This is a genomic window from Nostoc sp. 'Peltigera membranacea cyanobiont' 232, from assembly GCF_002245985.1.
Lineage (GTDB): Bacteria > Cyanobacteriota > Cyanobacteriia > Cyanobacteriales > Nostocaceae > Nostoc.
Genome location: NZ_NOLK01000196.1, coordinates 1 through 13,297 on the forward strand (window position 1 = coordinate 1; position 13,297 = coordinate 13,297).

The 13,297-nt window shown below is 43.5% G+C and carries 4 protein-coding genes; 2 read left to right on the top strand and 2 right to left on the bottom strand.

The genetic code is table 11. The annotated features are described in order from the left end of the window. Nucleotides 1–61 precede the first annotated feature (61 nt). Nucleotides 62–1,282 (top strand): ELKS/Rab6-interacting/CAST family protein, encoded by a 1,221-nt coding sequence (locus CDG79_RS35290; protein ID WP_223278535.1) that lies wholly within the window; start codon nucleotides 62–64, stop codon nucleotides 1,280–1,282. Between the two features lie 104 nt (nucleotides 1,283–1,386). Beyond that, the gene (locus CDG79_RS43035) at nucleotides 1,387–2,580 is read left to right on the top strand and encodes a hypothetical protein (RefSeq protein WP_189525242.1); all 1,194 of its coding nucleotides are present in this window, start codon (nucleotides 1,387–1,389) and stop codon (nucleotides 2,578–2,580) included. A 367-nt stretch (nucleotides 2,581–2,947) separates the two neighbouring features. Here the strand turns inward: CDG79_RS43035 and CDG79_RS35300 are convergent, their stop codons facing one another. After that, on the bottom strand, nucleotides 2,948–3,478 hold the full coding sequence (locus tag CDG79_RS35300; protein ID WP_094346257.1) for a group-specific protein: 531 nt from the start codon (nucleotides 3,476–3,478) through the stop codon (nucleotides 2,948–2,950). Further along, nucleotides 3,475–13,179 carry a putative Ig domain-containing protein gene (locus CDG79_RS35305; RefSeq protein WP_189525243.1) on the bottom strand — a complete coding sequence of 3,235 codons (9,705 nt, stop codon included), beginning with the start codon at nucleotides 13,177–13,179 and terminating at the stop codon, nucleotides 3,475–3,477. The genes CDG79_RS35300 and CDG79_RS35305 overlap by 4 nt, the downstream gene beginning before the upstream one ends. Nucleotides 13,180–13,297: the final 118 nt, after the last annotated feature.

The window sequence follows — 13,297 nt, forward strand, 5'->3', positions numbered from 1 at the left end:
AATGAACCACGAGTCCGTAAACGTCGCCCAAAAATTTACCCCTTGATGACGAAACCCCGGCATGAATTACGCAAGCAATTGCAAACTGCTTAAACCGCAAGGGTTTCGGCTTTTCTTAGTGCCATTCGTTCAGGAACCAATGGTTCCCAAAATTCATGAACCAGTGGTTCCTGAATCCGCCAAAGTCACAGTTTCACAACAGTCACACCCAAGGTATGGGGATGAGGGTAGCATTGAGGCAGAAGCACCAAATCATTGGCAGCAGATTGTTACCTTTGCTGATGGTGAGAGGTTATTGGTCAACAATGCTGATTTGGATGCAGCAAGTGTACCATTCCCCACAGAGCCAAGTTATTCACCACAATACTCTGAGGCGATCGCTGCACTCAAAGAGCAACACAAGCTTGAGTTAGAGCGCTTACAGCAGGAATTGAGAATTGGGCTACAGTCAGAAGCCACAGCCAGAGCCGAAGAACAAGTAAGTGAGCAAATCCAATCTCTGCAAAACCTATACAAACAGCAGAAGGAGCAAAACATCCAGTTGCAGCAGCGTTTGGATGAGATGGAATCACTACGACAGCTGGAGGCTGAGAACCAACAGCTTAGGCAGCGCATTCAGGATTTGGAAAACGCAGTTGAACAGCGCCCTTCTCAAGAATGGGGAAATACTATGACCCAGCAAGCGACCAAAGTTTTGAACAAGCAAGTTAAACAAGCTCTGGAGAAAACTATTGATCTGCGATCGCTAGCTGTTGAGCCACCCAAGGAGAATGCCCAAGAATGTCTACGGTTGATGGGCATGGCGTTGAAGAATCTAGCCAGCGCTATGAACAATACCCAAGCCCTGGAAGCTGCGGCGATAATTCTGGGGAGTGAGCCGACACAATCCGCGATCGCTTACCGAGCCGAGCAATTGTCAATGTTGCCCCAAGCGGTTAGTGATATTAGAGCAGTGCTAGCTAAACCGGGGTGTAGTTGGCAAGAGTTTTGGGATGTTGCCCAAGAGTATGAGGTGATTAAACAGGACTATTGGGCGGAATTGACCACCCAAGAGACTGATTTAATTACTGCTCTCCAGAACGCATCCTCACAACCAAACATTATTGGCATCGGCTCTATCGTTGCTCACGCTGACCCATACCGCACTTTGTATGTTGAGAGGGGTGAAGTCGTAGAGGATTTAGGCGAGGAACTGGTGGTTGCCTGGGATTGCTGGAAGGAGCAATCAAAAAAGGCTGATAGGTATTTCCGAGATGAATTGCGATTCTGGCAACCTCAATAAGCTTCCAGGTATCGGTGACTTTTTAGACAACCCAATATAAGTACCAAGCCCCGCATCACAGTGGGGGAAATTTCCGTGCGTCAATATAAATAGGAGATTATACGATGACTGCAACCATTACCCGTCCCAAGTCCAAAAAGGCTGTTGCCACTAAACCACAGTCACCATATAAAAGGCTTCATGTGATTATTCCCATACAAGATATGCTGTGGGCTTCGCAGCAAAAGCCCTCTGTTACGCAATTGTGGCAAGAGTGCTGGACGGCTGACCCCTACGGTTCTCGGTGGATGCCTCTAACTTCTGCTTTGGGGTACAGTACTTTTATCTCTGCGAAGAAAATTCTCTCCGATAGTGGGCTATTCATTTTCAAACCTGACAAATCGATTCAGGATGGCCGAGAAACGGCTAGCTGGATGGTGAAGAATTTGCATGGCAGTCGGATGAAGGAGTTCTGGGAGAAAGCTAATGCTGAAAAACGAGAACCAGATTCTCTAAAACGAGAATTAAATGCTGAGATTTCAGAGATAGATGCTGGCTGTGAAGAAATGGGTGCTTCGTATGAAGCATCTATTTCAGTCCAAAGTCAGTCAGAGCAGGGGTTCTGGGAACCCTCACGAACTGCTCAGAAACAGCTAACGAACTCTTCAAAAGAGTTCGTTAGCTGTTTCTCTGACACGCTAAATGAGATTTTGCAAGTTGAGGAGACGGCTCACGCGCCCTTGGGGGGCGCTTCGCCTCAGACTGTTCAAAGCGTGTCAGAACTTGAAGACTCGCCTATGGCGAATGACTGCACGACGCTAGCGCTTGTGGATGATTCACCGAGTCAGTCTACTTCGTTGTTGGTTGAAAAGCAGGATTGTAGCGTTGAAGTGAGGGACTGTCATGAAGATACTGGTTCCGCCGCGCCCGTTGCACAAAATGAAAAATCCCTAAATTCTGCGATCGCTAATCAAACACCAGGGCAAGTAGAACAGGATCACTCTGCTATGTTGTTGGTTCAAAATTCCGTTTCGGGTGGAGAATTCAAAGCAAATCATGAAGGTATTTGTTCCGCCGCACCTGTGCCAAATCCTGAAAAATGGTCACATGAGGCGATTGTTGCGAGGGCAAATGCGCGACCGGAGCGTATGCAGAAACTCAAGGCGGCGGGAAATTCGGGGCAGAATCCGGGGTTTGAGTATTTGCAAGAGTGTTGGGATGATCCGGCTTTGCAGATTGTGATCAAGAAGTTACTGGTGAAGTTTCCGCAGTGGGGGGTTGCGATTGTTGATGGGGTGTTGGTTGATTGGGATGAGTAGCGTAAGCTATTGATTCAACTAGTATGTTTGAGAATAGGTGTGAACCTTTACTCTCATAATCAATGCCTATTAATCGCTTTGCTTCTTGCGGATGTGATTCAATTCTTACTAAAGGGCTTGTCATTATTCAATCCACGTATTGTTTAATTATTTTTTGATTATCCCACAAAGCTTATATTAAGGACAGATCTTTTGAGAAGAACCGATTTTATTTCTTGAATAAAGCGATAAAGTGCTTTCTGTGATACTTTGTAAGCTGAAACTCTACGAATCGATGCGATTCTAGTGAATTTAGTTTCTTTTTTTATTTGTAGAGGAAAAATGAAGTCCCTCCTCACCCACTCCGCATAAAATTATGCGGTAATAATTATGACTGTTCAGCCCCTCTTTTGTTTAACAGGGCGAGAAGATCACATCCTTTTTTAATCCAAAATTTTTCTTCAACAGGAAAGATATCATCAGGATATTCATTGGCAAAATCAACAAATTCTCCCTTCCAACCATCTGGCAAATAACGCTCCAGAGGAACACCATCCGGGTAAAATGCACCAACCTTACAGTTTTCAAAGTTGACGAACATAATAGGAAATAAATCCTTTACATCCCACCATGATCTCGCTGACAAATAGCTTTTGGCCAACTCCATACTCAACTCGTCTTTATTCACCTCATACTTTGACATAAAATCAAGAAACTCTTGAGCATTTTCTCGATTTACTGCATGAATACCATATCTAAATGAATCGTTAAACTCCGGTACCTCATATCCATGACTAATGAAATCAGCACGCCACTTATTGACATCCAGAACCCATAAATCCCTATCACAACGAAACCAGCGTATTCTGTTTTTATGGCGAACAACCACCACAACTTCTTCACCGTCTAATACTGTCATTTTGTGTTACCTCCCGTAACTTTTCCTGACCCTGGAATAGCAACTTCTTCAAGCCATACAGCCCAAATAGATGGTAATTCATATGATAGACCAGGAGTTGTAGGATCAACAACCTTAGGAGCAAGTCCCCCTTGATTTAAAGGATTTGTCCTATAATTCGCCTGAGGAATTGCCTCACTATCAATAAAGTCTGCCATCCAATTAGGGATTTCAAACGAAGTTATATCTGCACCAGGACGCCTACTCAAAAAATGTTCAGCATGAGATGGATCACCGATGCTGATGTTAAGCGTTGTCCGATTTATTTTTGGATTGCCATTTGCATCAATAACAATATGGCGACGACTAGCCAATGGAGGCTCTCCACCCTGTACTCGGAAAACAGTCACTGTTTCTTGAGGTGACGGTTCCACGCCTTCAGGCAAAGAAATAGTAACTGATCCCGAAGAATTTTCATTTATACTAACTTTTATATTATTTCGATTCAAAATTTCTTCAATCTGCTTAAGAATAGGTTCACTGCCTTCTTTGGAAGCCAATGGGCCTAAAATAAAAGCAAGATCAACAGCAGCAGAGAGAAAATGTCCACTTCTAGCTTCATCAATAGCACCAGCAACTCCAGCAGCAGCAAAAAAGGCTCCTGCTAATGGAAAAATACTAAATAATCCACCGAAAACAGCCCCTTGATAAGTACTTTCTAAAACTTCAGTCCATGAAACTTCACTACGACGACCTTCAATGAGTTCAGCATCTTGTTTAATCAATCCATAAGCAAGCCCAAATAAAGCACCACCAAGTATTCCTTGACCGATACTCGCATAAGGAATACTGCTAAGAATGCTATTAATCGCTTCAGCAGCAGAGAGTTCTCCCAAAGATTCATACCCAGAAGGGTCAGTAAAATTAACAGGATTAGCATTGGCATAGACATAAGCATTCTCACTAATCGGACTAGCCAAATGCCCAGCAAAAGCATCTTTCGAGATAAACCTGCCTAAATCCGAGTTATAATATCTGGCTCTGAGATAATCCAACCCAGTGCTATCCCTCTGCTCACCTGCAAACTGGTAAGCATTACCCGAACCCCCAGCATGAGCAATTAACCGCCCAAAAGCATCATAGACATACCTATCTGTAACCTGACCAGTACCATCAGTCAACAAGCGAGTAGAACCCAAACCATCAGAATGATAGAATCTCTCATCACTGCCACTCTCAGACTTAATTAAACCCAAACCATAGAAATACTTCGTCAGAATTTGTCCATTGGCATCATACTCTTGCAGAACCTTAGAATAACCTCTAGGATCGACGAGATAATTCTTCCTCACCCCATCGGTAATACTCGCTACTCTATTACCGCTAGCATCGTAAATATATTTACTTTGAGAAGAACCACTAGCATTAGTTGTAGTTACCCCAATCAATCGATTCTCGCCATCATTAATCCATTGGTAAACAACAGAGTTAATCCCATCATCAGAAGTTAGCATGGAACCATTATTGTCGTAGGTATATCGAGTGACCTTAGTTCCAGATGTTTGAGAAGTTAATCGATTATTTGGGTCATAAATATACGTCGTTAATCCACTGCTGGGATCAGAATCATTACGCTTTAGGCGATTTCCCACCAGATCGTAATCATAACCAATAGTTCGATTCCCCAGATTTGGATCGGTAATCGACTCCAGCTTTAATTGATTGACTTCATCGTAAGTGTAGTTAACAGTCCTACCAGTATCTTCTATTACTTGAGTGCGATTGCCCACCCCATCAAGGATATAAGCATAACTAGATAAGATCCCACCCAAAGCGTCACGAGTTTCGATTGACTTGAGTCTATTACTCGCATCATACTGCTGGGTTTGGGTTGTACCATCGGCTAAAGCAGTACTAATTAGATTCCCTGCCGCATCATAGCCGTACTTCGCCAACTGCCCACCAGATGTAACCGTATCTAACCTATTCAGCACATCGTAAGAATAATTGACCGTGCTAGCACTAGTTGTTAAAGTCTTGAGATTACCCAACACATCATAGGTATAACTAGCTGTCTGACCGTCAGGATTAGAAATCAAATTTACGCGGTCATAACTATCAAAACCATAACTAGTAACTCCTCGACCATCAGTTACAGTTTTGACTTGAGAAGTTACAGGGTCATAAGTATAACTAACCGTAGCAACCAGAGGATTAGAGAATGATTTATTTGCTAGACGACCGTATTGGTCATAAGCATAAGTAATAACATCGTCATTGAAATCTTTAGTGTTGGCTACTTGTCCAAAATTATTGAAAGTAGTGGTAGAACGTTGTCCTAAAGGTAAATTTGTCGCAACTTGACGATTGAAAGCATCATATTGGTATGTAGTTTTATTATGATTAGCATCCTCAAACTGCGTGAGTCTGCCTAAATTGTCATAAGTATAATTGGTGGTAGCTTGGTTGGCTAATTTAACTGAAGTGAGTGCGCCCAGATTATCATAGAAGTATTGGGTAATATGCTGATTACCATCTTTTACCGCCGCAACTTGCCCGTACTGGTCATAAGTAGTTTCAGTGCGATCGCCATTAGCATTAATGACTGCGGTTTGACGATTGTATTGGTCGTATTCGTAGCCAGTCGAATGGTTTAAAGCATCAGTAACTTTAACCAGACTGCCGCGACTGTTGTAGGTAAACTGAGTTTGCTGATTGAGTGGATTGGTTATTGCCGCGACTTTGCCAAAAACGTCATAATTGTAGCTGGTGGTCTGTCCAAGCTGATTAGTTTCCGACTTGGTGCGTCCTAAAGCGTCATAGGTAACTTGAGATGTCGTGCCGTCAAAGTAAGTAGTTTGGCTAGCTCTACCTTTATCATCAATACCAATCAAAGTTGTGCGATTTCTGGCATCGGTAACTGAGGTAACTTGTCCGTCGGCATTGTAAATATAAGTAGTGTCGTTTCCAGTACTGTTGCCAAAGAAATCTCTTTCTCGACTGACTCTTCCTAAGTTATCGTAAGTGTATTCTGTACGAGTGCCAAAAATATCAATCTTGGCTTGAATGCGATCGCCTGCGGTATATTCTATCTTCTCTCTAGGATTATCATCTGGATTGTCAGGAGTGAGGTCGGGCAAGATAGTATCAGTCAATCTGCCTAATTCGTCATAAACATAGCGAGTTTTCAGTTTTGTGGCAGATGTTTGGGAAATAACTCTTCCGGCAACGTCGTATTCAGTTAAAACTACAGGGTTATCATCTGGGTTATTAGGGGTATTGTCGGGCAGAATAACTTTAATCTGCTGCCCTTTGTCGTCATAAAAATACTGAGTCCGATTATGTTTAATATCTGTAGTGGCAATCACATTGCCTTTAGCGTCATATTCCGTTGTGGTAACATTTCCTTGAGGATTTGTTACAGAGGTAGTGCGTCCTTGGTTATCGTAAGTGTAGCTGGTATTTAAAGTTTGGTTCTCTTGGGGGAAAACCATTGACAGAGTTTTGACTTTACCATTGAGGTCATAAGTAGCAATAGCTTGGTTGCCGCGACTATCGGTAAAGACTGTGGGATTCCCGAAATCATCATAAGTATATGTTGATACTTCATTGTCCGGTGCTGTTTGTTTGATTAATCTACCAAAACCGTCATAGCTAAAGGTTGTAGTTTGTCCATCGGTATTGGTTCTAGATAATAAATTACCGTGCTTGTCATAAGTTGATGAAACTGTTAACCCTCTAGGCGAGATGATGTTAAGGGTTTCGCCATACTGATTGTATGTAATACGGGTAACATTTCCGTCTCGATCCGTTATTGTTAAAGGATTTCCTTTACTGTCATAGGTGTAAGTTGTGGAAACACCGTCTGGGTCTACTTTTTTGAGCAAATTATTGTCTTGATCGTAAGAGCGGGTGATGATGCCACCTAGCGCATCAATCTCAGTGACTACATTCCCCCGTTCGTCATATTCATAAGTGGTAGGATTGCCCAGTGCGTCAGTTATTGTTTCAGTAGAATGGCTGGGGTCATAGGCTAACTGCACTGATGCACCTGCGGCATCAACCATCTTTTTGAGCCGTCCGTCATCACCGTACTCATTGCGTACCCCAGTCTTACCCAAGGGATCAATGACTTGAGCTAAATAATGTGGCTGGGTGCTGTCGTAGACAAACTTGGTAGTATTGCCCTCCCGATCAGTTTCAGCCACCAAATCACCTTTCGCGTCATACTCGTACCGAATTTGCTTACCTGTAGGGTCAGTCACCGTCGCAATTCTGCCCTGAGCATCCCGCCCAAAGGTAATCTTTTGCCCAGTCGAGCTAGTTATATCCGCATCTGTATATGTTAACGTGTTACCGTTCGTATCCGTAACTGTCAACAAATCGCCCGTAGCAGCATCAATTTGATAGACAATGCCCTCTTTGGTAGTCAGCGTATAAACACCACCATAATATGTGTCAGCAGGATTATAAGCACTGCCAGCTAGACCGTAGTACTGATTAGTACCAGCCCCATGAATGATGCGAGTGTTTTGCACCGTGAGCGTATCGGTTACGCCAGCATCAGCAACAAATGAGGGGTGATAGATATTTGGGTCAGAATCAACACCACCAGCGCCTCTCAAATACTGAGAAAGTGGGTCAATCGTGGGTCTAAAAGTAAACCCTTCCCGCTTGCCTCCAGGCAAAGTAATGTATACTTTCGTGCCATCCTTGAACGGGTTCTGCCCTCCCAGTTCGGCAACTTCTCCAGTGGGTTTGCCAACAGAAGTCCGCAGATCCGTGTCCCGGAATTCCATCCGCCACCCATAGCCGAAGTCATCTGTGCTACCCGATGTCAAAGAATCATACGTGCGTGTGAGCGTAATGGGTATCCCTGTTACAGGAATCGACAAATCAGTGAATGATAGCCTAAAGTTACCGAGTTTCAATTCGCCAGACACATTAACCGTGTCTTCAACAAAGCTGACATTCCCGCCCTTATCATGAGCTTCCAGTCGCAAGGTATAGCTGTCATTTTCCAGTAATGATGGGTCGAATCTACCCAGTACATCATTATTAACAGTGCTTGTGCCTCGGAAAATCTCTTTGAAATCGCTACTGCCAATGGGTGCAACCAGCAAGCGGTAGTAATCCAGGTTATCATCGCTGACCGTACCTTTAATCTCAACAGGCGCGGTGACTGTACCTTGCGCGATCGCACGCAAGTTAAGACTGACATCCGGCGGATTCACATCGCTGCTATCAATTACAGCCACGCTGAATGTAGCGGTTGCGGGATTACCCGCCGCATCAGTAGCGATCGCTTTGGCAATAATCGTCCCAAGTTTGGTAGGCGTAAACCTTGCCATCCCGTTTGCATCCAGCACTACCGCAGTTCCATCAATCAGCAATTGCAGCCCAGCCAGCTTGATATTATCCGTAGCCCGTGCTTGGAACGTTATTGATTCGCCTAAATTAATCGAGTCATAACTAGCAATCAGTTTCACCTTGGGTGCAACAGTATCAGGAGTGACATTTAAGTTAAAAGTTTGTTGAGTATTAAAACCAGCCGAGTCAGAAACAGTGAGAGTGATAGTATGGTCGCCGACTTGGGCAGAAGTTGGTGTCCAACTTAAACGTCCCTGACTATCAAGAATCATGCCTAAATTTTGGGAAGCCGCATCTATTGAGTAAGTCAGGCGATCGCCCTGGGGGTCAAATGCAATAATATCGTAGCGATATAAAGTATTAGGAATTGCATTATTTGGTGGAGTGGTAGATTGAATAATCGGTGGAGTAATGGTTTTGGCAATCAGAGTAAAACCTTGGGCCGCACCATCTTTACCATCATCAGCACCAACAACCACTTGATAACTGCCAGCCACAGGGTTAGCCCAAGTTAATAAACCCGTATTGGCATCAATAGTCATGCCATCTGGAGCCGAAAGCAGCTGATAAGTAATAGGATTATTGTCCGCGTCAGTGGCAGCAACTTGGTAATTATACGCATGACCAACAGCAGCCAAGAATACAGGAGTTGAACTAATCACCGGAGGATGATTAACAGGAGTAGTACCAGCAATTAAAGTGTAGGTTTGATTAGTGCTAGCACCTTGATCATCAGTGGCAATAACTTGGATATCGTATTTTCCAACTTGGTTTGCGGTAGGTGTCCATTGAATTAAACCATCTTTAGTAATAGTCATCCCTGATGGCTTACTGCCCAAAGTGAATATTAAGGCATCATTTTCTGGATCAGTTGCCAAAGCTTGATAACTGTAACCTTGTCCGACCCCAGCAATGGTAATCGGTGTAGAGACAAATTTCGGCGGACTATTAATGCCGTTAACATGGATTGTAAATTCTTGAACGTTGTAAGCACCGTAGATATCTGTTGCTTGAACCCTAACTGTGGTATCACCAATTTGATTAGCCGTTGGTTGCCAAACAATTGTCCCAGTTTCTTCATCAATTACCATACCTTGTGGTGGTGGCACAGTGTCAGAAACGAGACTCCATGTTAAGCGATCGCCATCTGAGTCAATTGCTGTAGGCTTGTAAATGTAGGTTCGACCAAGTGAGGTAACGGTACTTGGTGTAGAAGTAATTGTGGGAGGTAAGTTTGAGAGTTGATTGCTGACTTGAATTGTCCAGTTTTGGGTAGTAGTACCACCTTGTCCATCACTGACTTGTACGCTAACTGAATTGTTACCGAATTGACTAGCAGTTGGCTGCCAAACAAGAACTCCTTGATTTAAGGTCATACCCGCAGGTGCATTTACTAAGCTGAAGGTAAGCGGGTCGTTATCTGGGTCAGTTGCTTGTAAATTGTAGATATAGGGATTTTGGGTTCTTGTACTTGTGCGAGGTGTAGAGGTAAATACTGGTGAATGATTAACATGAGCTAAAACAACAGTCAAGTTGACTGATTGCAAATTAGAATTGCCAAAACTGTCTTGAACTTGAATGGAGAATTGTTGATTGCCCAATTGGTTAGCAGTGGGTGTCCAAGTCAACAGTCCAGTACTGCCATTAATTACTGCCCCGCTTGGTGGATTTACCAAGGAAAAGGTTACGGAGTCATTGTCGGGGTCGGTGGCAGTAGTTTGATATTGGAATGGTTTACCTACTTGCGGCTGGAGATTATTTGGAGATGTCGAAGTGAAGACAGGGGGATGATTATTTGGTACTAATTGGACTTTAAGATACTGAAGTGCTTGTCCTCCTTGACCATCTGTTGCACGTAGCAGGACGTTGAATTCTACGTGAGTAGGAGCATAAGCACCTCTACCAATAGCTGTGAGACGAGCTTGTTCAGCGTATAAATCTTGGTAGTATTTTTCAACTTGGGTAGAAGTGGGAGACCAAACGACAATGCCATCATGAGCCAATACTGCCATACCTTCGGGAGCAGTTATTAAATCGTAGGTAACAATATTTGCATCTGGGTCACGAGCGAAGGCATTGTAACGCAATTGTTGATCGGCTTTTAGTAGAGTAATAGCAGGTGGCGTAGTGACGAAAACAGGATTTTGATTGGGAGGAACAATGGTGGCTTGGGTAATGCCAAATAAGTTGTTATTCGTTTCTCCTGCGGCTGTAATTGTATCAGTCCACACATTTGTTGTGGGTGAGGTCATAGTGTAGCCGCTAGGTAGTAGTGTGCGGACTGTATACGTACCCGGTAGCAGATTCTTGAAGCTAAAGTAGTATTTGCTGTTGATATCTAAGCTATTGGGGATCTTATCCTGTTGAGTAATTTGATAAGATTCTCCTGGGTCTAGCTGACCGTTGTTATTTTGGTCGAGGTAGACGGTAACGCCATTCATGAATGGTTCTTTGGCGTAGCGGTCATCAAAACCAGAGAAAATGTCTGTCAATTCGTTGATATCGACAACTTGAATAGCATAGGGGTCAAGTTCTTGTAAAGTTGAATAGGTAGATGCAGAACCAATGGCAAAAGCATTCAGATTTCCGCCTTTACTCTTAACGTCATTGGCTAAGGTTTTTGCCACTGTTGGGTCTAGATAGCCGTAGCCATCCGACATATATATAACATTTGGCGTTCCTGGTAGTACGTTGATTAAGGTGTCAATTTTCTGGGCGACTTGAGTAAATTTGCTGCTACCACCTGATGTGTAACTGTTGAGTATTTGTAAATAATCGGGGATGGAGTTGTTATCGAGGTCAGCAAAAGCAGTAGTGTAGGTAACTAGTCCGGTATGAGCAGCCGGATTCATGTCTTGAATAGTACCATCATTGGTGAAGGGGATGAAGCTAATTTTTACCTTGTCCCCGCCACCCATTGCAATGATGGCATCAATTGTGGCTTGAATTGCTGCTTTTTCAGCATCCAAAACGGTTTTGACATCTTTGTATTTGCCATTCCCGTGGAATGGGGCGATGGTACTACCGGAAACGTCAATGGCAAATACAATTGAAGGATTATCACCAGTAATTAGTTTGGAGTCGAGAAGTCCATTGGCGTTGAGGTCGTTGAAGACTGCGCCTTGAATTGTGCCTAAGCTTTGGTAAATATCGACGCTGAAGGATTGAGAGTCTTTACCACCCCGCTCATCTGATACTTCAACTGTAAAATTGGCTTTGCCGCCTACAGCCACATTACTGTCAGGGAACCAAAGTAACTCGCCTGTATCTTTGTTAATTAACGCACCTATAGGAGAGTTAACCAAACGATAAGATAGTTTGTCACCATCAGCATCAATTGCTTTTACTGAATAACGGTATGCATCATCAGTTAAAGCAAAGCGGGTTTCCGGGTTACTGCTGATCACTGGGTTATGATCTTCTGGGTCTGCACCAACACGAATCTTGTAATTTTGCACATCAGTACCACCCTTGCCGTCTTTAACACCAAGTTGGACTGAAAATACACCCAAAGCATTGGGGTCACTACTGCTTGTACCCCCTGCACCTGGAGTAATAATAGTGTTGGCGGTGGGAGTATAAGAGAAGACGCGGAACTGGTAATTAATCTGATTGGTATCGGGACCACCTTCAACTTCAAGGTAGTAATCTCCGGTTTCAGAGATCGTCACAGAAGCGTCAGTGCGGAGGTCATTGTTGAAAAGTAATTGATTACCTGGATCGTAGAGTTTCCATCGGTAGTTTCCATTCGGGGCGTTGGTAGTAATGCTGTCAAAGAAGAGGTTGTCCCCAAGATTCGCTTTAATTTTATAGATTGAGTCTAAACGTCCATCTGTGAGTGAATCGGCGATCGGTATGCCATAGTTAACAGATTGAACGTTAGCAGTTTCTAATACCTCAAAACTGTAAGGATTATTATCAGCGCCTGATATATTGCTAACAACTAAATGATACAAGTCATTTTGCGTCAAGGTGTAAAGGCTACTATCAGCCCAAACAGGTGGCTGCCAATAGTAACCCCCTGGATTATATTGCGTAAAGACTTGCCTACCACTAGAATCATACAAAGTATAATTAGTAGCTCCAGCCATGCCGTTGAGGAGAATCTTTAACCCGTTAACCCCTTGGAAGGTGTAAACTTTAGATTCAGCATGATTAAGGATACCAGTAACGGGGCTATCCATTTGTAGATAGTTGGTTCCAGGTCCCAAAGTCTTCGGCAGTTGCAACAACTGGAAGGCGGCTATAGTGGTAGGTGCATTGTAGCCATTGTATACTTGCAGTTTGTAATTACCACTTTGAGTCAATACTGTTGGTGCAGTATCATACCTTGGATCTTGTCCGAATGGCACTAAGAAAAGCTCTAAGCTATGCGGAATAGGCACTACAGATTTTAAAGCTATTGAACAGTGAAGGTTCAGGGATGGGATAGGCAATTGTCCTTGATGTAATACTGCGATCGCCATTGAG

Coding starts and splice junctions, on each gene's coding strand:
- CDG79_RS43035 (WP_189525242.1), top strand. CDS start 1,387: ATGACTGCAACCATTACCCGTCCCAAGTCCAAAAAGGCTGTTGCCACT.
- CDG79_RS35300 (WP_094346257.1), bottom strand. CDS start 3,478: ATGACAGTATTAGACGGTGAAGAAGTTGTGGTGGTTGTTCGCCATAAA.
- CDG79_RS35290 (WP_223278535.1), top strand. CDS start 62: ATGAATTACGCAAGCAATTGCAAACTGCTTAAACCGCAAGGGTTTCGG.